The following is a 22617-nucleotide window of genomic DNA, read 5'->3' as shown; positions in this document are numbered from 1 at the left end:
ACAAGAAACCAGATCTCGCTTTGAAACCTGAACCAACCGCTCCCGACAAACCGCCCCGTCGAAAGTCACGCGTCGCGGTTTGGCTTTTGTTAATCCTGCTTCTGATCGGGGCCGGGAGCGCACTGATATGGGTCAAGGATCGCGATATCGTTGTACCAGACTGGGCCAGGGGACACATTGATAGCCGATTGGCCAACCTGATCCCCAATGCCGAAGTCACGTACGGTGAAATTGTCTTGATCGTGGACAAAGGCTGGCTTCCCCGCGCGCGGGTACGTGATGTGCGCGCCAAGACACCGGAGGGTGGTGAAATCGTCACCTTTTCCGAAGTGCGCGCGAGTTTGTCATTGGGCGGTTTGGTCCAGAGACAACTTCAACTGAAGTCCATTGACCTCAATGGCGTTTTTCTCAACCTCCGCCGCGACCAGGAGGGCGGCATCGCCCTGTCGTCTGGCACCGGGACCGCGCCGCCTGTCCGGCGCGCGCCAAATTTGGTGCAACTTGTTTCTGATTTGGATGACATTCTGTTAAGTTCCGGCCTGTCCCAGCTCACAGAAGCCAATCTGCAAGGCTTGACACTGCGATATGATGATCAAAGGTCCGGTCGCGCCTGGACCATTGATGGCGGACGATTGAGCATCTTACGCAACGGAGATGCCTTGAGTGTGAGCATCGATGTTGCGATCCTGGGCGGTGGCGCGGAAGTTGCGACAGTTGCCGCTAGCTATGCCGGTCGCATAGGTGAGACAGCCTCTCGATTTGGCATCACATTCGCCAATGTCGATGCTGTTGACGTTGCTGTTCAAGGGCCAGCATTTGGCTGGCTCCGCGCTTTGCGTGCGCCGATTTCCGGGTCTTTAAGGGGCGGCATGAACGAAGGTGGCACATTTGAACCGTTGAACGCGACTTTTCAGATCGGGGCAGGGGTGATCCAACCGACACTGGAAACCAAGGCCATTCCAATCGAAGGCGCGCGTAGCTATTTCAGCTATGTCCCGAGCACGCGGATGCTGCAATTTGACGAACTCTCCGTGAAGAGCGAATGGGTGAGCGGCCGGTTGGAAGGCACGGCTGCCTTGGCGGATGACGGACAAGGGCGTATCGAGGATCTGGTGGGTCAACTCAGGCTGACCGATCTTGAAATCAACCCGCTTGATTTTTACCAAACACCCGTTTCCATAACAGAGGCCGAGCTGGATTTTCGCCTGACACCGCGTCCATTTTCTCTGCAGGTCGGGCGGTTGCAAGTCATCGATCAAGGGCATCGGCTTGTTGCCAGTGGTACAGTAGGCGCAAACAAAAAAGGCTGGAACATAGCCGCCGACGCGCAAATCGACAGCTTTGGTTCAAAGCGGTTGATGGAATTGTGGCCTATTGCGGTCAAGCAAAAGACCAGAAACTGGCTGAGTGAAAACCTGGTGTCCGCCTCCCTTCGTGACATCAGCGCCGTTTTGCGGTGGCGCGAGGGCACTGAGCCAGAAACATTTCTGGGATTTGATTTCCGTGAAACCGACGTCCAATTCCTCAAGGAAATGCCGTTGATTAAGGGGGCACAGGGACATGCTTCGATCCTGCAAGACCGCTTTGTTTTGATGGTTGACAAAGGCGAGATCGAAGCGCCCCAAGGCGGGCAGGTCAACCTGGCGGGCACGTCCTTTATCATCCCAGACACCAAAGCCAAGGAGGATACGCCTGCCGTTGTTCGCCTTCGCACGCAATCATCGATCACAGCCGCCCTGTCCTTATTGGACCAACCGCCGCTTGAAGTGATGACCAAGGCCGGAGAGCCGGTGACACTGGCTCAAGGCCAAGCAAAGATTGAAGGCACATTGGCTTTGCCACTCAAAAAGAAAGCCCAAGTTGAGGAGGTGGATTTCCACGTCACCGGTCAGGTTACATCACTGCGCAGCACGGCACTGATCAAAGATCGCGTCATCAGTGCGCCGGCGCTGTCTCTTGTGGCCTCTGATGAAATGGTAACACTGGGCGGGCCAGGCGATCTAGACGGAGTGCCTTTTGATGTGCAATGGCAACAACCTTTAGGCAAACCGGGCGCACCAGGGTTTGTTACAGGTGCAATTGATATCTCCCCTGAGGCCCTTGAAACGCTCAAAATCGGACTGCCGCCAGAATACGTGACGGGGTTGGGCAAAGCCGATATCAGTGTCGAATTGGTCAAGAACCAACCGCCTAAACTAACCCTCACATCCGATCTCAAGGGGGTGACGCTATCGATTCCGCCTGTCGGGTGGTCTAAGCCATCGGGCACGGCAGCGGACTTCAAACTCACCGCAACTCTGACAGACGTGCCCACGGTGGAGGCAATGTCTTTGGACGCTCCGGGTCTGGCTGCAAGCGGGGACATTCTTCTGTCTGGCGCGGGGCAGCTTGATCGGGTGCGATTGTCAGAACTTCGCGTGTCGAATTGGTTGGACGTCTCTGTGGATCTGGTTGGACGCGGGGCTGGAGTACCGGTGGGGGTCGAGTTGCGCGGCGGGACTTTGGACCTGCGTCGCGCGGATTTTCCGGATCAGCCACCTTCCGGCGACCCGACACCCTTGACGGTCACATTGGACCGGTTGCAGGTTTCGGATACGATCGCCGTGCGTGATCTGCGTGGAAATTTTACCACTGGTTCCGGTCTGGATGGCAGTTTTACCGGCAAGATCAACGGGGGCGCACAAGTCAACGGTCGCATGCTTCCGCAAGGGGGGCGCAGCGCCATACGGTTGACAGCCAATGATGCCGGGGCCGTTTTCTCATCTGCAAACGTCATGAAACAGGCGCGCGGCGGGCAATTTGAACTGGTGTTGAATCCGGTTGGAAAAGGCGGCGCGTTTGACGGCAATCTGCGCGTTCTGGAGACCAGCATCGTCGATGCCCCAGCAATGGCCGCGTTGCTCAATGCGGTCTCCATTGTGGGGCTCTTCAACGTGGAAGGGGGCGACAGTCTCTATTTCTCCGAAGTCAGCGCAGATTTCCGCCTCACTCCATCGCAAATCACCTTGCGGGAAGGCAGCGCCGTGGGGCCATCAATGGGAATATCGATGGATGGTATTTACGCGCTAGATAGTGGAAAATTACAAATGCAGGGCGTTATCACGCCGGTCTACATTCTGAACAGCGTGGGCAGTATCTTTACCCGCAAAGGGGAAGGGCTCTTCGCGTTCAATTATTCGCTCACCGGAACGGCCAAGGAGCCCGATGTTTTTGTCAATCCGCTGACCGCATTGACGCCTGGTGGTATTCGCAATCTTTTCCGTGGACCAAAGCCAGGCGTGCCGCTTGAAGAAGGCGAAACGCCGCCGCCCGTCGTCGAGCGCAAACCACCTGTTGTAACCCGGGGGGAAGATCGCTAGAGCGCCGCCATGAAACTCAGCGATTTCGATTTTGACCTGCCAGATCACCTGATTGCGACCCGTCCTGCGGTGCCGCGCAGTGCCGCTCGATTGCTGGTGGCGCAGGGCACGCAAATCACAGACGCGGCCGTGTCCGACCTGACGGAATATTTGCGCCCCGGTGACAGATTGGTCCTTAATGACACCAAGGTTATTCCTGCACGTCTGAGGGGGGTGCGACATCGCACCAGCGCGCAAGGCCAGACACGGGCGCGCATTGAGGTGACGCTTCTGGAACCGTCCAGCGACGGAACCTGGGCGTCTCTGATCAAGCCATTGAAGAAATTGAAACCCGGGGAAGAGGTGATCTTCAGCGCTGATTTACGGGCTATATTGCGTGGCACAGCAGAGGGGCAGGGCTATCTCGAATTCAATTTGACCGGGGATGACTTCGATGCTGCGCTCAATGCAGCAGGCGCCATGCCATTGCCGCCATACATCGCGGCCAAGCGCCCGGCTGACGCGCGCGACAACATCGACTACCAGACCGTATTTGCGCGCAACAGCGGGGCGGTGGCAGCACCCACGGCCTCCTTGCACTTTGACAATGGCTTGCTGCAGAAGATTTCAGCGAAAGGTGTCGATTTCAGCCATGTCACACTACACGTCGGTGCCGGTACCTTTTTGCCGGTAAAAGTCGAAGATGTCACCACCCATAAGATGCACGCGGAGTGGGGCCAGGTCAGTCCGCAGGCCGCGGCAGAGATCGCGCAGACCAAAAAAGCGGGAGGGCGGGTCATTCCGGTGGGAACAACGGCTCTGCGATTGATCGAAACAGCCGCGCTTGGCGGTGAGATCACGGCCTGGGAAGGCGATACAGATATCTTTGTCTATCCTGGCTTCACCTTTCAGGTCACAGACGCGCTTATGACGAATTTCCATTTGCCAAAGTCGACGTTGATGATGTTGGTCTCTGCCTTGATGGGGCAAGAGGTCGTGCGCAGTGTTTACCAACATGCCATCGAACAAGAGTATCGTTTCTTTTCTTACGGAGACGCGTCACTTTTGATCCCAAAATAACGCGCAAGTGACACAAAGCGACCTGCGAAGTCGCACATGAGACTGACCCGATTGGCGCGCTGATGCATGCAGGGCAAAACACGCCGTCCATGATCTTACGGAGATCCAAATGCTGCAGGTATTATCGAGCGCTTGGGCACTTTTGTTGGGCATGTCTTTGCTCATGGTCGGGAATGGGATGCAAGGCACCTTGCTGGGCATCCGAGGCGAAATCGAAGGGTTCTCAACCTTTGAGATGTCCATCGTGATGTCGGCTTATTTTGTAGGATTTCTGGGCGGCTCGCGCGTGGCAACGGGCATGATCCGCAGGGTAGGTCACGTACGGGTTTTTGCAGCCCTGGCCTCATTGATCTCCGCGGTTATGATTTTGTACCCGACCTTTACAGAGGTCTGGGCCTGGACCCTTGGGCGGGTGCTCATCGGGTTCTGTTTCTCGGCGGTTTACGTGACCGCGGAAAGCTGGCTCAACAATGCAGCAACCAACGAAAACAGAGGCCAGGCCCTGTCTCTCTATATGATCGTACAAACGGCGGGCATCGTGCTCAGCCAGGCTTTGCTGTTGACGGCAGATCCTTCGGGTTACGTGCTCTTTGTTATCCCTTCCGTTCTGGTATCCATCGCGGTGACACCGATCTTGCTGTCGATCAGCCCGACACCGGCTTTTGAGCGCACCAAACCCATGAGCCTGCGTCAGCTCGCGGGCTATTCTCCCTTGGGCTGTGTCGGCATGTTCCTGCTGGGTGGCGTCTTTTCAGCTCAGTTCGGGATGGGCTCCGTTTACGGGGCTAAGGCCGGGTTGAGTGTCGCGCAGATATCTACCTTTGTTGCGATGTTTTTTGTGGGGGCCGTTTTGCTTCAATACCCGATCGGATGGATTTCGGACCGGGTCGACCGGCGAATCTTGATCCTGGTCGTCGCTGCTTTCGGCGTTGCGGGCTCGGTCATCGGCATGGTTTTTGGCTCACAATTCACTCTGCTGCTGGTCTCGGCCTTTCTTGTGGGCGGGATGTCCAACCCGCTTTATTCCCTGTTGATCGCGCATACCAATGACTTTCTGGAGCACGAAGACATGGCCGCTGCCTCCGGCGGTTTGGTTTTTATCAATGGTCTGGGCGCCATCCTCGGCCCCATCATTACGGGCTATATGATGGATGTTGTCGGGCCGGGCGGATTTTACCTGTTTACCGGGGTTCTCTTCGCAATTCTGGCGGCCTATGCGGGCTATCGATCGACAGTCGGTCGGGTGGTCCCCGTCGAAGAAACAGGCACCTATGTGGCCGTCACGCCATCCTCGACGTCAGTTGCTTTGGAGTATGCGCAGGAATACGCCATCGAGAGCGATTTGAGTGACGATACTGCTACAGAATCCAATTGATTGTGTCGTAATGATGCAAAAAGTGACTATGAAATTGACCGAAACAGACCGTACGATACTCATATTGTATGTTCACTAGGAGACGAAGTAATGGTTGGCCCAGAAGAAATACTTGGTTTTTGGCTGGATGAAATTGGCCCTTCCGGCTGGTACAAACAGTCTGCGGAATTGGACGCTGAAATTCGAACTCGTTTTGAGTCAACCTGGCGCGACGCCTGCGAGGGAAAATTCTCGCTTTGGCTGACCTATCCATCTGGCGCCTTGGCATACATCATTCTTATGGACCAGTTTCCGCGAAATATGTTCCGCGGGACAGCGCAAGCCTTCGCCAGTGACAAGGCTGCATTGGCATCCGCAAAAGCCGCCATCGCCAAACGGTGGGACATGCGCATTGATGAGCCCGCCAGGCAGTTTTTCTACCTGCCAATGATGCATTCAGAGAATTTGTGTGATCAGGAACGCTGCGTGCGTCTGATGTGCGAGCGTATGCCAGAATTTGGTGCTGAAAACCTTCTCCACGCACGTGCGCATCGTGATGTCATTCGTGAATTTGGACGCTTCCCGTTCCGAAATGAAGCGATTGGCCGGGCCTCCAGCAAGCCTGAGATGGAATTTGTTGTACGTGGCGGATACGGTGCAATGGTCCGCAATATGCAGGCAGTAAAAGCAGCCTGAAACAGCCCGACCTCATAGTGGATCACCTCGCGTGATACGCCTCTCAGCACCCATGGTTGCTGCTCAAGGAAATATAGTTTAACGGTAAACTATATTTCCTTTAACTCCACCGGCGAGGGCGTGCTATGGCTGTGAAATCCTTTGATCTTATCGTGATTGGCGCAGGGCCTGGCGGGTACGTGGCAGCGATCCGTGCCGCACAGCTGGGGCTGTCAGTTGCTATCGTGGAGCGCGAACACCTTGGTGGCATTTGTCTGAACTGGGGCTGCATTCCGACGAAGGCAATGCTGCGCTCTTCTGAAGTTTTTCACCTGATGCATCGTGCAAAGGAATTCGGCCTTAAGGCGGACAACATTGGCTATGATCTGGACGCGGTTGTAAAAAGGTCACGTCAGGTTGCCGGTCAGTTGTCAGGCGGCATCGGCCATTTAATGAAGAAAAACAAAGTCACGGTGTTCATGGGAGAAGCGTCCATTCCCGCCAAAGGAAAAGTGACCGTCAAGACAGATAAGGGGTCCGAAAACCTGACCGCGCCGAACATTGTTCTCGCAACAGGGGCGCGGGCGCGTACACTGCCCGGTCTTGAGGCAGATGGCGATCTGGTCTGGACGTATAGGCATGCGCTCGAACCCAAACACATGCCCAAAAAGCTGCTTGTTATCGGTTCCGGGGCAATCGGCATCGAGTTTGCCAGTTTCTACAATACGCTGGGCGCTGATACGACGGTGGTTGAGGTGATGGATCGTGTTCTACCGGTCGAAGATGCCGAAATTTCCGCATTCGCCAAGAAGGCCTTTGAAAAACAGGGCATGAAAATCATGCAAAAGGCCATGGTTAAAAAACTTGATCGCGGCAAAGGCACGGTTACTGCGCATATCGAAGTTGGTGGAAAAGTTGAAAAGCACAGCTTTGACACTGTCATTTCTGCTGTCGGGATTGTTGGCAATACTGAAGGTCTGGGTTTGGAAACTCTGGGCGTGAAAGTGGACCGGACGCATGTGGTAACGGATGAATATTGCCGCACTGGGGTCGAAGGGCTTTATGCCATCGGGGATATCGCCGGTGCGCCCTGGTTGGCACACAAGGCAAGTCATGAGGGCGTCATGGTCGCAGATCTCATCGCCGGCAAACATGCGCATCCGGTTAAGCCTGAGACCATTGCAGGCTGTACCTATTGTCATCCGCAGGTCGCTTCGGTTGGCTTTACTGAAGCAAAAGCCAAAGAACTCGGCTATGAAATCAAAGTGGGCCGTTTCCCGTTTATCGGCAATGGCAAAGCCATCGCCTTGGGAGAGCCTGAAGGCATGATCAAGACCATTTTTGATGCTAAAACCGGCGAGCTGCTCGGCGCTCACATGGTGGGTGCTGAGGTGACGGAACTGATCCAGGGTTATGTGGTCGGACGCCAGCTTGAAACCACTGAAGAAGATTTGATGAACACCGTGTTCCCGCATCCCACACTGTCAGAGATGATGCATGAAAGCGTGTTGGACGCGTACGACCGCGTCATTCATATGTAGCCCGTTGTAAAAGAGGCAGGACCCTGCGTGGCAGCTCTCAATAAGTCCAGCCTTGTTCCAGTTGCACATGTCAATGGGGCGGCGGCTCTGGGTACGACCGTGGCGCATTTGCGCGCGTGGGGTGTTCCAGTTTTCGCCCAAGGGGCCTACTACGCTGGCCTCATTCCGCAGCACATCGTTGCGGTCGGTGGGGTTGCCGTCGCGGTACCCAAATCACATGTCGCACAAGCCATCGCGTTGCTCCAAGGCACGGTTTGGGTAACCCGGCCATGCTCTAGGCTTATGGCAGCTCTGTCGGTATTCCTAACTCTGGCGATGGTGGTGCCGCCGCTGCCAACAGCCGTTTTTTCGCGGGATCTGCGCGCTGTAACTGTGACGCAGCGGCAGACACCACTATGACGCCGGAAAAAACAGATTGGTTTTTAGTGCTTGCCCTCTGGGGCGCCGGTTTGGGAGCCGCGGCACAATACGGCAAGTTCAGCGCGATTTTTGACCAATTGCCAGCCATTTACCCGGATGCAGGCGCTTCCCTCGGGTTTATCGTTTCTATTGTCGGGTTGCTGGGCATCTTCTTTGGTGTTGCGGCGGGTCTAATGGTGGCGCGGGTACGCTACCGACGTGCATTGCTCTGGGCGCTTTGGGCTGGTGCAGTGATTTCTTCATTTCAGGCTTTCTTGCCCGCGCTACCCTGGATGCTGGCCAGCCGTGCAGTAGAAGGCTTATCGCATCTGGCGATTGTGGTCGCGGCGCCGACGCTGATCGCCCAGCTTTGCGCACCCGAGGATCGAGGCGTGGCACTGACGCTTTGGGGCACTTTTTTTGGTGTTGCCTTTACCGTACTGGCCTGGGCGGGTTTGCCATTGGTCGCTTGGCAAGGCGTGTCAGCCTTGCTCGCGGCACATGCGATATACATGGCATTTTTCGCCATCTATCTGGGTGCGCAATTGCGGGCATTGAACATTGACAATCCTGTGCCTCCCTTATCGATCGTCAAGATATTGCGTGATCATTTGACCATCTACCGGTCCGCAACTATCCCTGCGCCTGCATTCGGCTGGCTCTTTTACACCTTTTGCTTTGTGTCCATCCTCACGGTATTGCCCCCGTACATCGCGCCGGAACATCGCGCATTTACGATGGGCGCCATGCCCCTTACAAGCATCGCTGTTTCCATGACTGTGGGCGTCCTTCTCCTGCGACGCATCTCCGCAATTTCAGTTGTTCTTCTTGGTTTTGGCGGCAGCGTTTTGACCATGCTCTGGCTATGGGCTGCGCCGGGTGATCCTTTCGCATGCCTGTTTTTGGCTGGCGCCATGGGGTTAATCCAGGGCGCGAGCTTTGCAGCTGTTCCGCAGCTCAACGACTCACCGGCCACACAAGCTCAGGCCAACGGGGCCATGGCGCAGATGGGCAACGTCGGCAATACGATGGGAACCCCGGTGATGGCCATTGCTACCGGCGCTTTGGGCTATTCGGGTTTGCCCATTCTGGCGGGCTGCGCTTTCGTTTTAGGGGCATGTGCGCATCTGTTGCTCGCAAGGCGACGACGCAAAGCTTGAAGTTTACCTTTTGTTCTCACTTTTTCATTGGAGAATCCTTTCAATCCTCCTATGTCTAAATCGTGACACGGGGGTGCCGAATGGCCGAGTTGAAATTCATCGAAGTGCGCGGCGCGCGCGAACACAACCTCAAAAACATCGACGTGGACATTCCACGCGACCAATTGGTTGTGATCACGGGGCTTTCGGGTTCAGGAAAATCATCTCTGGCCTTTGACACGATCTATGCCGAAGGGCAGCGGCGCTACGTGGAATCGCTTTCTGCATATGCCCGCCAATTCCTTGATATGATGCAAAAGCCGGATGTGGATCATATCTCCGGCCTGTCCCCGGCTATTTCCATTGAGCAGAAAACCACGTCAAAAAATCCACGTTCCACCGTTGGTACCGTGACGGAAATCTACGACTACATGCGTCTGCTTTTTGCCCGCGTCGGCACGCCGTATTCGCCTGCCACCGGCAAACCGATCGAGGCGCAGCAAGTGCAGGATATGGTGGACCGTGTGATGAAGATGGAGGAGGGGACCCGCGCCTATCTTTTGGCCCCCATCATCCGCGACCGCAAAGGCGAATACCGCAAGGAGTTTCTGGAGTTGCGCAAGCAAGGCTTCCAGCGCGTCAAAGTCGACGGGGCCTTCTATGAGCTCGACGAACCACCCACGCTGGACAAGAAATTCCGTCATGACATCGATGTGGTTGTGGACCGGATCATCGTACGCGAAGGCTTGGAAACCCGGTTGGCCGACAGCCTGCGCACTGCGCTCGATCTGGCCGATGGAATCGCCATTCTGGAAACCGCCCCGAGCGAAGGGGATCCGGAACGCACCACGTTTTCAGAGAAATTCGCCTGTCCGGTCAGCGGCTTTACGATCCCCGAGATTGAGCCGCGGTTGTTTTCGTTCAATGCGCCCTTTGGGGCTTGTCCCGAGTGCGACGGTTTGGGGGTCGAGCTGTTTTTTGACGAGCGTCTTGTCGTACCGGATCAGAATCTGAAAATTTATGACGGCGCGCTGGCACCATGGCGAAAAGGCAAAAGCCCTTACTTTCTGCAAACCATTGAAGCCATTGCGAAACACTACAAGTTCAAACAAACGGACAAATGGAAAGATCTGCCCAAGAATGTGCAGCAGGTCTTTCTTTATGGATCTGGAAAAGAAGAAATACCGTTCCGTTACGACGAAGGCGGACGCGTCTATCAAGTCACGCGGGTCTTTGAGGGCGTTATTCCGAACATGGAACGGCGTTACCGCGAGACAGACAGTAATTGGATTCGTGAAGAATTTGAACGCTACCAGAACAACCGATCCTGTGGCACTTGCGGTGGGTTCCGACTGCGCGAAGAAGCCCTGGCTGTGAAGATTGCCGGGCTGCACGTGGGCGAGGTGGTGCAGATGTCGATCCGCGAAGCCTTTGACTGGTGCGAAACCGTGCCCGCGCATTTGACCAATCAGAAAAACGAAATTGCCCGCGCAATCCTCAAGGAAATCCGCGAGCGGCTTGGGTTCCTGAACAACGTCGGCCTGGAATACCTGACGCTTAGCCGCAATGCTGGGACGCTCTCGGGTGGAGAAAGCCAGCGGATCAGGCTCGCCAGCCAGATCGGGTCTGGCCTCACGGGCGTCCTCTATGTGCTGGATGAACCCTCAATTGGGCTGCATCAACGTGACAATGACCGCCTGCTTTTGACGCTGAAAAACCTGCGCGATCAAGGGAACACTGTGATTGTCGTTGAACACGACGAAGAGGCCATACGCGAGGCCGATTATGTGTTTGATATCGGGCCAGGGGCCGGCATCCACGGGGGGCGGGTTGTCAGCCATGGGGCGCCTGAAACAGTGGCAAATGACCCTAATTCTATTACCGGCCAATACTTGACGGGAAAGCGTGAGATCGCAATTCCAGCCATCCGGCGGAAAGGCAACAAGAAGAAGGTGCAGGTCGTAAAGGCCACAGGGAACAATCTGCAGAACGTCACAGTTGACTACCCTCTTGGCAAATTTGTCTGTGTGACAGGGGTGTCGGGCGGCGGTAAATCGACCCTGACAATCGAGACCTTGTTCAAGACGGCATCCATGAAGCTCAATGGCGCGCGTCAGACACCAGCGCCATGCGAAACGATCAAAGGTCTGGAGCATCTGGACAAGGTGATCGACATCGATCAGCGCCCGATCGGTCGGACGCCACGTTCGAACCCGGCCACATATACCGGAGCCTTTACGCCGATCCGCGACTGGTTTGCCGGGCTACCCGAGGCTAAGACACGCGGTTACAAGCCGGGACGGTTTTCGTTCAACGTCAAGGGAGGGCGTTGTGAAGCTTGCCAGGGCGACGGCGTCATCAAGATCGAGATGCATTTTTTACCGGATGTTTACGTCGAATGTGAGACTTGCAAAGGCAAACGATACAATCGAGAAACACTCGAAGTTACTTTTAAAGGCAAGAGCATAGCAGACGTTCTTGATATGACGGTTGAAGATGCGCAGGCGTTCTTTCAAGCAGTGCCATCGATCCGTGAAAAGATGGATGCGCTGATGCGTGTGGGACTCGGTTACATCAAAGTGGGGCAGCAGGCCACAACGCTGTCGGGGGGCGAGGCGCAACGGGTCAAGCTCTCGAAAGAGCTGAGCAAACGCTCGACCGGACGCACGCTCTATATCTTGGACGAACCCACAACAGGGTTGCATTTCGAAGATGTCCGCAAGCTTCTGGAAGTACTGCATGAGCTTGTGGATCAAGGGAATTCTGTAATTGTGATCGAGCACAACCTCGACGTCGTGAAAACGGCAGACTACATCATTGACATTGGTCCCGAAGGCGGCGACGGCGGCGGACGAATTGTCGCCACAGGCACACCAGAGAAGGTCGCGGATGTGGCTGAAAGCTACACTGGCAAATACCTCAAGCCGATGTTGGAACACACCAAACGGGTCGCGGCGGAATAGCTGAGATTTGTTCCGGATGCTTACGACGGGTGGGGCGCGCTCAAGCACAAATCCAGCAAATGGTTGAGACCATCCTTGTTCAAACCTTCGAATTCCGCACATAGGTTTTCAATTTCACGCGCGCGCGCACTGCCCAATACAGGGTCTGCAAACAGGCGAAATTTCTCTGAAATTTCAGTTTCTGACAGGGGTAAATCCGTGTCACCGCGCGGCGTACGCGGCGTAGAAGTCATATGCCGCCCATCGCCCAGACGGAACGAGACCTGAGCCCATCTTTTACCATCACTGATCTTGGTAAAGTGTTCATCATCAATAAGTTCCGTGGCGCAGCTAATTCTGAGAATATCTGTATCTTTTAGAGTTTCCTCCGCCAGTTCCGGAACGCCAACTTCACCGCGCACGATCATTGTCGCCACTGGAAAAGCAATGGAATAGGCGAATTCATCCGGGGTCATGGGTCGGTGCCCCGCCAGCCGTGTGGCGTTATGGAACGTGCGAATTTCGACGCTCTTTATTTGGCTATGATGTAAAGCGTGCTCCCGCATCAAATCCTGCGCAGCATCCATCGCGGGGTGCGCCCACCGGCAGCAGGGATAGGGTTTGTAATGGGTGTCTTCCACAAGGCGCCATGTGTCTCCCAGATCGTGCCAGAACTCTTGCGCGTCTTCGCAGGTCAGAGCCGGTGCGCCTGTGAAACCTTGTTGCGCGAGATAAGCCGCGGTCACACCGGCGGGCGCACCCCAACCAACGCCATCACGGAGCATCGTAGGGTGATCGATGCAGCGCATCATCTGACTGCGAGGGCCATGATATTCGCCGATACCCGCTGCATGACGTATCTGCTCCTGCGTGCACCCAAGAGCGCGCGCGCATGCTGTTGCAACACCCACAGCCGTCCAGGCTCCGGACGTATGATAATCTGCACAGGTTGCGTGCTGAGCCAGTCCGGATCGGTAGCTAACCTCGTAGGCAATCGCCAGAAGAGTTGCAAATTCGTGACCGTCCATGTCTTTGCTTGCGTCAGCCAAAGCCAAAAGTGCCGGGAACACCGCAGAACCAGCATGACCTTTGCACGGCGATGTTCCGTCATGAGCATCAATGCTGTCAATTGTGAAGGCACCTGCCATAGCCGCACCAGCCGGGCTCACCATGGCACCGTTCATCAAAATACGACTACCACCGGCTGTGCCCGGGCCAAAAAGCGCTCGAGCCCCGTTTCGTGCGATGGAGGCCATTGATGTAGTAGACGCCACCGCGGCCACGCCCATCGTGTCGAGAAAAGACCTACGCAAGACTTGCAAAACAGGCGCTGGCAAGTCGTCGCACGTTAGGTTCGCCGCAAAGTGACTAAAGGTCAGTGTCATGGTCGAAAGCTCCGACATTGCTTTCGGAGACCTTACCGCGACCGCAACCGTCAAATTGTCCGATTGCGACCTAAAGCGGTCTGCTGCGTGCGGAAAACCGTGGCAACATGGCGGAAAAGTCTTTTCCCAAACCGTCTTCGTCTTCCACAAATTGTTTGTAAAGTGCGAGCGCAAGAGCCCCCATGGGCGTGTCTGCATCCACAGAGACCGCCGCCTCTTGGGACAATCCGAGATCCTTGACCATCAGCTCCGAGGCAAAACCCGGTTTGTATTCGTTGTCGGCCGGACTTTGTGGGCCAATGCCTGGAGCCGGGCAATAGGCGTTCATTGTCCAGCTGTATCCCGAAGACGTGCTGACAACATCAAACATCTTTTGCCGGTCCAACCCAAGCTTATCGGCAAGAGCGAAGGCTTCACAGGTTGCGATCATGGTCGCACCAAGAATCATATTGTTGCATATTTTTGCAGCTTGACCGGCCCCTGCTTCTCCGCAGTGCACGGCTTTTTGTCCCATGATGTCAAAGAGAGGCTTGGCTTTGGAAAATCCAGCGTCCGTGCCACCAGCCATGAAGGTCAACGTTCCCGCCGCCGCGCCGCCAATGCCACCGGACACCGGGGCATCTACAAACTGAATGCCGGAAGTTTCGGCCTGGCTGGCTACATTCCGAGCACTCTCCACGTCAACGGTAGAGCAGTCCAGCAGCAAAGCGCCCGAGGTCATGCCCGGCAAAACGGTCTCAGCCACCTGTCTTAGGATGCTGCCATTGGGTAACATGGTAAGGACGACATCAGCGTCCTGGGCGACATCCGTCGCTTGCGCTGCCATTTGCACGCCCTCGGCCGATGTATTTGCAGTATCAAACCCGGTCACATGACATCCGGCTCTGGCCAGATTGGCTGCCATGGGCGCGCCCATATTGCCCAAACCGATAAACCCTACTTTAAGCGCTTCCATGCCCGTATTCCTCCAATTTAAGTTCATTGTCTCCCAGCGGCGCGAGCATTTTACGTACCGCTTCCGCAGGAACATCATGATCGGCATATTGCCATTTGGGTGCACGATCCTTGTCAACGATGGCGGCGCGTATTCCTTCCAGAAAATCGCCATGCTGCATGGCCCTGTAGGTAAAGCGATACTCAAGAGACAACGCTTGCTCTATGGTAAGGGACGGGCCGCACAGTTGGTGTAGCATCTCAATCGTGCATGCCATGGACAAGGGGCTGTTGCGCTCCATGCTCTTCAGCGCCGATTTTGCAAACCCTCCATCATCGTTTCGCAAGCTATCCAGAATTCCGTCCAGTGTCGCACCACAAAAGTGATGTTCAATGAGGTGCTGCTGCGATGCAAGAATGCCATCCATTGTTGGTTCCGACGCATTCTCTAGAATCTGCGGCGATGCGCCACCTTCAAGCTGCGAGATCAAGTCAGGCCAACGGTCTTGCGGGACAAATGTATCTGCGAACCCTGCAAGAATTGCATCCGCTGCAGACATGCGTGCGGCGGTCGTGCCAAGATAAGCCCCCAAACACCCCGGTGCCCTTGCCAGCATCAGCGATCCGCCGACGTCAGGGACCAGGCCGATCCCGCACTCAGGCATCGCAATCTGGCTGGTTTCTCCGACAATCCGGTGCGAGCCATGGCAGCCGATCCCAACGCCACCGCCCATCGTGAACCCTTGCAAGAAAGAGATTACGGGCTTTGGGTATGCATAGGTTTTGGCATTCAACCGATACTCGTCCGCCCAGAATTTCTGACCATAGGTAAAATCACGCCGCATCCCCGTTGTATAGAGCTCGGCAATATCCCCACCGGCACAAAAAGCGCGATCACCCTCGGCATCAATGACGACTTGTATGATGGACTTGTCGTCGCGCCACCGGTCGAGCGCTTCCTCGATGGCCAGGCACATTTGATAGGTCACCGCGTTAAGCGCCTGCGGTCGGGTCAGAGTGATACGCCCTGTCGGACCACAATCCCGAATATGGATATCACTCATACGAATGCCCCAACCAAAATAACCGTGTCTTCATGTATCGCGTGGCCATCCGCGGCTTTCAAGGCCGGTTGAGACGTACCAAAAAACAAGCTTTGGTTTGGTGCCGGAAAAATTCTACGCGCACTCCGATTCGTTTAGTCAAGAGAAATTATCGTATAACGGGAATACCGAGTATGGATTTCGCAAAATAGGCTAGTAAACGCAGAAAATTCATTTCCAGCAGCATAACTAAAAAACTGGATTGACAATATTTGAATGAGATTCGGAATAAATAACTATTTATTAATAAACATAAATATTTTTCCGTGAACGAATTTTCAAATAAAGTATGTCAAATTATTTTTTCTTTGCGGCGGAAGTCCGCTTGTGGTAGTTTCTTGCCGAGGGCAGGGATATGTGGGTCTTTAAAGTTTCTAAAAGATGCGCGTGTACTAACAATTTATGTGACGATGGGGATGCACCCCGGCAGCTTGCTGACTGATTGTGCGTCGCCGTAGTACAGCCCTTCTAATGCCAGCCATCGGCTGGTTGCTACCTGCGGTTCTATGTGGGTTCGGCACGTAAAGTGTTGATACTAAATTAAAAGGCCAAGTATTTTAAACGGTAAGGGGCGGCTCTCAGAGCCGCCCCATTTCATTTATTCCATCGGTTTGAAGTTGAACTCGCCACCTTCCTTGATGCCGGACGGCCAGCGCGACGTAATTGTTTTGGTGCGCGTGTAAAACTTGAACGCATCCGGTCCATGCTGGTTGAGATCGCCAAAGACAGATTTTTTCCATCCGCCGAAGGTGTGGTAGGCAAGCGGAACAGGAATTGGCACATTCACTCCAATCATGCCTACATTCACCCGGTTCGCAAAGTCGCGCGCCGCATCCCCGTCACGGGTGAAGATCGCGGTGCCATTGCCGTATTCGTGATCCATCGCAAGTCCCAGCGCCTCTTCGTAGCTTTGCGCCCGGACGGTGGAGAGCACAGGACCAAAAATTTCGTGCTTGTAGATGTCCATGTCTTTGGTGACATGATCAAAGAGGTGCGGTCCCACAAAGTATCCGTCCTCATAACCCTGCAAGTTGAAATCCCGGCCATCGACAACCAGCTTTGCTCCTTGATCGATCCCGGTTTGGACCAGCCGCTCAATATTGGCCTTGGCCGCCGCTGTCACCACGGGCCCGTAATCCACATCAGATCCCGCTGTATAAGGACCAACTTTGAGCTTTTCGATCCGAGGCACGAGTTTTTCTACCAACCGGTCTGCGGTTTCGTCACCCACTGGCACGGCAACAGAAATGGCCATGCAGCGTTCTCCCGCCGCCCCATAACCCGCACCAATCAATGCATCCGCAGCCTGGTCCATATCCGCGTCCGGCATAATGATCATATGATTTTTGGCACCACCAAAACATTGGACGCGTTTGCCGTTGGCGCAGCCTGTGCCATAGATGTATTCCGCAATTGGGGTAGATCCGACAAATCCGATCGACTGGATGACTTCGTCATGCAGCAAGGCATCAACGGCTTCCTTATCGCCATTCACCACTTGCAATATACCTTTGGGCAATCCGGCTTCTTCCATCAATTCAGCCAGCATCAGCGGCACCGAAGGATCGCGTTCTGACGGCTTGAGGATAAACGCATTGCCACAGGCAATAGCCGGCGCAAACATCCACATCGGGATCATCGCTGGGAAGTTGAAAGGCGTAATCCCCGCTGTGACGCCAAGCGCCTGACGCATTGAATACATGTCGATACCAGGGCCTGCGCTGTCAGTGTATTCGCCTTTCAACAGCTGCGGGGCGCCAATGCAGTACTCGACAACCTCCAGACCGCGTTGCACGTCACCGGCGGCATCGGGCAGTGTTTTGCCATGCTCTCTGCTCAAGGCCTCGGCCAGTTTGTCCATATCGCGGTTCAGCAAGTCCACAAACTTCATCATGACGCGCGCGCGGCGTTGTGGGTTAACGGCGGCCCATGCTGGCTGTGCGGCAGCGGCAAAACCAACGGCTTGTTCTACTTCGGATTTTGAGGCTAGCGGGCATTTGGCCTGAACTTCGCCTGTTGCGGGGTTCATTACGTCCGCAAACCGTCCGGACGTGCCTTTGACGTGCGCGCCGTTCAAGTAATGGGTAAGTTCTTGCATGTTTCTCTCCAGATTGCGGGGTTTTTCTCTTCGGTGTGAGCACCACATACTGCCAACTTTGCAGTGCCCATGCGGTTTTTGCTGTTTCACTGCAGCATAGTCTTGCAAAAAAAAAGGTAAAAGGGGCAAGGTGGCAAAGTCATCTTGCGTTTTTGCAAAGCGCAGTCAGCCAATTTCGGACAGCTTGACGGAAGATTTAGTCAGCGGAGACAAAAGCATGCAGACCAATTGGGACGATCTCCGGCTGTTTCTTGCCGTCGCAAGGGAAGAAACGCTGTCCAGCGCGGGGCGCATCTTGCGGCTTGATCCCGCGACGGTGGGTCGACGGATGCAGCGTCTCGAAACTTCATTGTAGGCCACACTCTTCGCCAAATCGCCGCAGGGTTATAGCCTAACCGATGCCGGGGCATCTTTACTGCAGCGTGCAGAAACCGCGGAAAGGGCCATGCGCAGCGTTGTTGCAGAGCTCCCTCAACACTCGGATCGATTAAGCGGTCAGATCCGAATTGGTGCACCGGATGGGAGCGCAAACTACCTGCTCCCACAAGTTTGCGCGGCAATTTCAGACGACAACCCGGACTTGGACATACAAATCGTGGCGTTGCCGCGTGTGTTCAACCTGTCCAGACGCGAAGCCGACATGGCAATCGCGGTCAGCGCTCCGACGGCCGGACGTTTGGTTGTTCAGAAAATCACCGACTATCACCTGCACCTGGCCGCCTCGGATACTTATTTGGCGAAGCATCCACGTATCCGAACAGCCGGAGACCTCAAAGATCACAGACTTGTTGGTTACATTCCCGACATGATATTTGACCGAGAATTGGACTACCTCAGTGATCTGGGGTTCACCCGTGTGCCCCTGGCGTCAAATTCTGCTTCGGTTCAGATCAATTGGATCAGACAAGGCGGGGGTATTGGCGTCGCACATGATTTTTCAGTGCCCGCAATGCCTGGTGTACAGCGGATATTGACGAAGGAGATCAGTTTGACTCGTGCCTTCTATCTCATTCGACATGTCGATGATCAACGAAACCAACGGTTGAGCCGCTTTGCAGAGGCGCTGAGCACCGGCTTGCGCACGGAAGTGGTCAGATTGGAAGCGTTGGCTTGACTTGATGCAACTTTGCGGTGACGCTGAGAGTGTGTTCAATACGTTACAAGGAGGTCCGACATGTTGGTGTCCCAGATCCTGAAAACCAAATCGCTGCAAGACGTTGTAACAGTGTCCCCAACACTTTCCATCGCCGAAGCCGCCAAAATTCTATCGGAAAAGCGGATCGGAACGGTGGTGGTATCGCGCGACGGCTCGACTGCAGATGGTATTTTATCAGAGCGGGACATTGTACGTGAGATTGGTGCGCGTGGCGCAGGCTGCCTTGCACATACGGTCGAAACCTTGATGACGACAAAGCTGGTGACCTGCAGTCAGGAAGATGCCGCCGACGGGGTTTTACAGCAAATGACAGACGGTCGTTTTCGCCACATGCCTGTGTTGAAAAACGGCGCTCTGATTGGTGTGATCTCTCTGGGCGATGTGGTCAAAGCCAAGCTGTTGGAATTGGCCATGGAAAAGGATGCCTTGGAAGGCATGATCATGGGGCATTGACCCAAACTCTGTGATCGCCACCCCGTTCTGCAAAGCGCTTGCAATTCAAGACGTGAAGTGATCGTTTAATCCGAATACTCACGACAGGAGAGACCACATGCGCGTTGGCCTCTATCCCGGCACCTTTGATCCGATTACACTGGGCCATATTGATATTATTCGCCGCGCCAGTGTTCTGTTGGACCGCTTGGTCATCGGCGTCGCGATCAACCGCGACAAAGGCCCACTCTTTGATCTGGAAGAACGGGTGGCGATGGTAGAAGCAGAATGTGCAAAGCTCTCGGACCAAACTGAAATCGAGATTTTGGTACATCCTTTTGAAAACCTGCTAATCGACTGCGCGCGCGATGTTGGCGCTCAGATCATCGTGCGCGGGCTGCGGGCCGTGGCGGACTTTGAATACGAATACCAGATGGTCGGTATGAACCGGCAATTGGACGACAGTATCGAGACCGTCTTTTTGATGGCCGAAGCCCAACATCAAGCCATCGCCAGTAAGCTGGTCAAAGAGATTGCGCGACTCGATGGGGACGTCAGCAAATTCGTAACACCCCAAGTCAATACAGAGTTGATGGCCCGCCTGGGTAAGGGCTAGATCAAAGCCCCCATGCGGCGCGCTGTATCCAACAACCTGTTGGAAAATCCCCATTCGTTGTCGTACCAGGCCAAAACGCGTATCCAGCTGCCATTCTGAACGCGCGTCTGATCTGAGGCGATCACCGCGCTATGTGGGTCCCCGCGAAAATCAGATGACACAAGTTTTTCCGGCGTTGTTGACAAAATTCCGCGCAACGTTCCACGTTCTGCGGTTTCAAAGAGCGCGTTGACGTCTCGAACATCGACATCCGCCTCCACTTCAACGGACAAATCGATGCAGGACACATTGGCGACAGGCACGCGGATCGCTTGTCCGGTAATGCGACCGGCCAATTCTGGTAAAATCTCTCCCAGCGCTTCGGCCGCTCCAGATGTTGTCGGGATCATCGAGAGAGCAGCGGCACGCGCACGGTAGAGATCAGCATGAGGTGCGTCCTGAATGGGTTGATTTCCGGTATAGCAGTGGACGGTTGTCATCATACCGCGCTTCACTCCGAAAGCTGTGTGCAACACTTGCACCACAGGGCCGAGGCAATTCGTCGTGCAAGAGGCGTTGGAAACAAGCAAATCCTGCGCCCTGATCGTGGCCTCATTCACACCAAAAACAACCGTCCGCGCACGACCCTTGGCCGGTGCCGAGAGCAGAACCCGTTTTGATCCGTTTTCCAGATGGCGCAACGCAGAGTCCGGGTGGGTGAAATGCCCTGTGCATTCAATGGCTATGTCGACGTCATGCCAGAGCAGTTCCGCAGGGTCGGGCAAGGTGCTCATGCGCATCGGACCAAAACCCACATCCATACCATAATCTGTTAGCTTCACACCGTCGCGATAGCGACCATGCTGACTGTCGTATTCGAAGAGATGTGCAAGTGTTGCAGCTGGCGCGACATCATTGATAGCCACCACTTGCAAATCCGCCCTGTCGCTTTCGTTTAGGGCGCGCAGGATCGTCCGCCCGATGCGGCCAAAACCGTTGATCCCCAATTTTATGGTCATTGCCTGACATTCACTTTGAAAAGCTTCCCGTGCTGCGAAACGGGAAGGTAGGGGTCACCTCCAAAAGGCCAGCCACTCGATCAACTCCAAAAACCGCTTGCCCAGAAAAACAAGATTCTGCGAACCAAAAATGATCGCATCGATAATCACGAGGCCAAGCAATGCGATTCCCAGGGTAATGGCAATGCTATTGGTCATCGAAGCCTTTCCCGTCACATACACACGCAATCCATCCACCCATGATGTACGAGTGTCAGCGGTCTTGATCACGAGGTATGACAGCCTAGCCCCAAGCTCGCAACCTCAGGCCCAAGTTCAGCCAAGGTGGCCCATGCTGACCGCGACATCCGCCATACGCGCGGAGAAAGCCCATTCATTGTCATACCATGCCAGAACGCGAACCGTGCGGCCCCCCACAACTTTCGTCTGGTCGGGCGCAACGATACAGCTTTGCTCCGTGTGGTTGAAGTCAATCGAGACTTTGGCTTCCGCGTCGTAGCCCATGACGCGCGACATCGGACCGAGCGCAGCAGCTTCAAGCGCAGCGTTGACCTCTTCAACTGTTACATCGCGGGGCGCTTCAAACGTCAGATCGACAGCCGAAACATTTGGTGTGGGCACGCGCATCGCGGTGCCATCAAGTTTGCCGGCCAGTTTTGGCAGGACTTCGCCCAATGCTTTGGCGGCACCGGTAGAGGTCGGGATGATCGCCATGGCAGCGGCGCGGGCGCGGTAAAGATCATCGTGGCGCCGGTCAAGCGTGGGCTGATCGCCTGTATAAGAGTGGATGGTGGTCATGATCCCGCGTTCAATACCGATCGCTTCGTCCATCACCTTGGCAAGTGGCGCCAGGCAATTCGTGGTGCAGGAGCCGTTCGAAATGACCGTGTCCGACGGAAGCAGGTCACGGTGGTTGACCCCGTAAACAATGGTTCGGTCCACGCGTTTCGCCGGCGCGGAGATTAAAACACGTTTGGCGCCCTTCTCTATATGCGTCTTGGATTTTTCCCCATCGTTGAACTTACCGGTACATTCCAGCACGACGTCAACGCCGGTCCAGTCAAGCTCATTCATGTCATAGGTCGACATCATCCGGATAGGTCCACGTCCAAGATCAAGTGAATTGGCACCCACGATGACATTTCCCGGGAACCGCCCATGAACTGAATCGTATTTGATCAGATGTGCAGAGGTTTCCAAAGGCCCTGTGGCATTGATTGCGACAACATCAATGTCGTTCCGACCAGATGTAGCAATGTGCGCCAGGGTGCAGCGCCCGATGCGTCCAAAACCGTTGATACCAACTCGTACTGTCATAACACCTACACTCCATCTGTATCATCTGCCGGTTCTATAGCGACAAATCAGAAATGGCGGAATGCTTAAAACGAAGTGTTTTCAAATTGTTAGCGTTAAACCTTGTCAACA

17 protein-coding genes and 1 pseudogene are annotated in these 22617 nt (G+C 54.9%); 11 read left to right on the top strand and 7 right to left on the bottom strand.

The window, feature by feature from the left end; translation table 11 throughout:
- The first annotated feature begins 20 nt into the window (after positions 1-20).
- The 8 genes from AB8B75_RS15465 to uvrA all read left to right on the top strand — a co-directional run bounded on the left by AB8B75_RS15465 (position 21) and on the right by uvrA (position 12489).
- Complete coding sequence (locus AB8B75_RS15465; protein WP_405363578.1) at positions 21-3359, top strand: DUF3971 domain-containing protein; 3339 nt, start codon at positions 21-23, stop codon at positions 3357-3359.
- A 9-nt stretch (positions 3360-3368) separates the two neighbouring features.
- Positions 3369-4418, top strand: coding sequence for a tRNA preQ1(34) S-adenosylmethionine ribosyltransferase-isomerase QueA (gene queA / locus AB8B75_RS15460; protein ID WP_405363577.1), 1050 nt, complete (start codon positions 3369-3371; stop codon positions 4416-4418).
- Positions 4419-4527: 109 nt separating this feature from the next.
- A complete protein-coding gene (locus AB8B75_RS15455; protein WP_405363576.1) occupies positions 4528-5793 on the top strand; it encodes an MFS transporter in 1266 nt (421 codons plus the stop codon).
- A gap of 90 nt (positions 5794-5883) precedes the next feature.
- The gene (locus tag AB8B75_RS15450; protein ID WP_405363575.1) at positions 5884-6468 is read left to right on the top strand and encodes a DUF924 family protein; all 585 of its coding nucleotides are present in this window, start codon (positions 5884-5886) and stop codon (positions 6466-6468) included.
- 125 nt (positions 6469-6593) lie between these two features.
- Positions 6594-7988 (top strand): dihydrolipoyl dehydrogenase, encoded by a 1395-nt coding sequence (gene lpdA, locus AB8B75_RS15445; protein WP_405363574.1) that lies wholly within the window; start codon positions 6594-6596, stop codon positions 7986-7988.
- 27 nt (positions 7989-8015) lie between these two features.
- On the top strand, positions 8016-8387 hold the full coding sequence (locus tag AB8B75_RS15440) for a hypothetical protein (protein ID WP_405363572.1): 372 nt from the start codon (positions 8016-8018) through the stop codon (positions 8385-8387).
- The gene (locus AB8B75_RS15435; protein ID WP_405363571.1) at positions 8384-9547 is read left to right on the top strand and encodes an MFS transporter; all 1164 of its coding nucleotides are present in this window, start codon (positions 8384-8386) and stop codon (positions 9545-9547) included. Before AB8B75_RS15440 ends, AB8B75_RS15435 begins: the two co-directional genes overlap by 4 nt.
- Before the next feature lie 80 nt (positions 9548-9627).
- A complete protein-coding gene (gene uvrA, locus AB8B75_RS15430) occupies positions 9628-12489 on the top strand; it encodes an excinuclease ABC subunit UvrA (RefSeq protein ID WP_405363569.1) in 2862 nt (953 codons plus the stop codon).
- A gap of 20 nt (positions 12490-12509) precedes the next feature.
- Here uvrA and AB8B75_RS15425 read toward each other — a convergent pair whose 3' ends face one another.
- The 4 genes from AB8B75_RS15425 to AB8B75_RS15410 form a co-directional block, all read right to left on the bottom strand.
- The gene (locus AB8B75_RS15425) at positions 12510-13853 is read right to left on the bottom strand and encodes an MmgE/PrpD family protein (RefSeq protein ID WP_405363568.1); all 1344 of its coding nucleotides are present in this window, start codon (positions 13851-13853) and stop codon (positions 12510-12512) included.
- Between the two features lie 70 nt (positions 13854-13923).
- Entirely contained in the window at positions 13924-14808 is an 885-nt protein-coding gene (gene mmsB, locus AB8B75_RS15420) for a 3-hydroxyisobutyrate dehydrogenase (protein WP_405363567.1), read from the bottom strand.
- Positions 14795-15850, bottom strand: coding sequence for an enoyl-CoA hydratase/isomerase family protein (locus AB8B75_RS15415; RefSeq protein WP_405363566.1), 1056 nt, complete (start codon positions 15848-15850; stop codon positions 14795-14797). The genes mmsB and AB8B75_RS15415 overlap by 14 nt, the downstream gene beginning before the upstream one ends.
- A 637-nt stretch (positions 15851-16487) precedes the next feature.
- Entirely contained in the window at positions 16488-17987 is a 1500-nt protein-coding gene (locus AB8B75_RS15410; RefSeq protein WP_405363564.1) for a CoA-acylating methylmalonate-semialdehyde dehydrogenase, read from the bottom strand.
- A 217-nt stretch (positions 17988-18204) separates the two neighbouring features.
- Between AB8B75_RS15410 and AB8B75_RS15405 the strand changes: the two are divergent.
- The 3 genes and pseudogenes from AB8B75_RS15405 to coaD all read left to right on the top strand — a co-directional run bounded on the left by AB8B75_RS15405 (position 18205) and on the right by coaD (position 20191).
- Positions 18205-19101, top strand: a pseudogene (locus AB8B75_RS15405) (LysR family transcriptional regulator).
- 60 nt (positions 19102-19161) lie between these two features.
- Positions 19162-19596: a CBS domain-containing protein gene (locus AB8B75_RS15400; RefSeq protein ID WP_405363563.1), complete on the top strand. Its 435-nt coding sequence runs from the start codon at positions 19162-19164 to the stop codon at positions 19594-19596.
- A 97-nt stretch (positions 19597-19693) separates the two neighbouring features.
- Positions 19694-20191 carry a pantetheine-phosphate adenylyltransferase gene (coaD, locus tag AB8B75_RS15395; protein WP_405363561.1) on the top strand — a complete coding sequence of 166 codons (498 nt, stop codon included), beginning with the start codon at positions 19694-19696 and terminating at the stop codon, positions 20189-20191.
- Here the strand turns inward: coaD and gap (AB8B75_RS15390) are convergent.
- The 3 genes from gap (AB8B75_RS15390) to gap (AB8B75_RS15380) all read right to left on the bottom strand — a co-directional run bounded on the left by gap (AB8B75_RS15390) (position 20188) and on the right by gap (AB8B75_RS15380) (position 22506).
- Positions 20188-21189, bottom strand: coding sequence for a type I glyceraldehyde-3-phosphate dehydrogenase (gene gap, locus AB8B75_RS15390; protein ID WP_405363559.1), 1002 nt, complete (start codon positions 21187-21189; stop codon positions 20188-20190). The two genes, coaD and gap (AB8B75_RS15390), sit on opposite strands and share 4 nt — an antisense overlap.
- Before the next feature lie 54 nt (positions 21190-21243).
- Positions 21244-21387 (bottom strand): hypothetical protein, encoded by a 144-nt coding sequence (locus tag AB8B75_RS15385; RefSeq protein ID WP_405363558.1) that lies wholly within the window; start codon positions 21385-21387, stop codon positions 21244-21246.
- Between the two features lie 117 nt (positions 21388-21504).
- On the bottom strand, positions 21505-22506 hold the full coding sequence (gap, locus tag AB8B75_RS15380) for a type I glyceraldehyde-3-phosphate dehydrogenase (protein WP_405363556.1): 1002 nt from the start codon (positions 22504-22506) through the stop codon (positions 21505-21507).
- Between the last annotated feature and the right edge of the window lie 111 nt (positions 22507-22617).

This window comes from Roseobacter sp. (genome assembly GCF_045106495.1).
Taxonomy (GTDB): domain Bacteria; phylum Pseudomonadota; class Alphaproteobacteria; order Rhodobacterales; family Rhodobacteraceae; genus Roseobacter.
The sequence above is the reverse complement of the archived record's forward strand: the minus strand, read 5'-3'. Positions and strand labels throughout refer to the sequence as shown.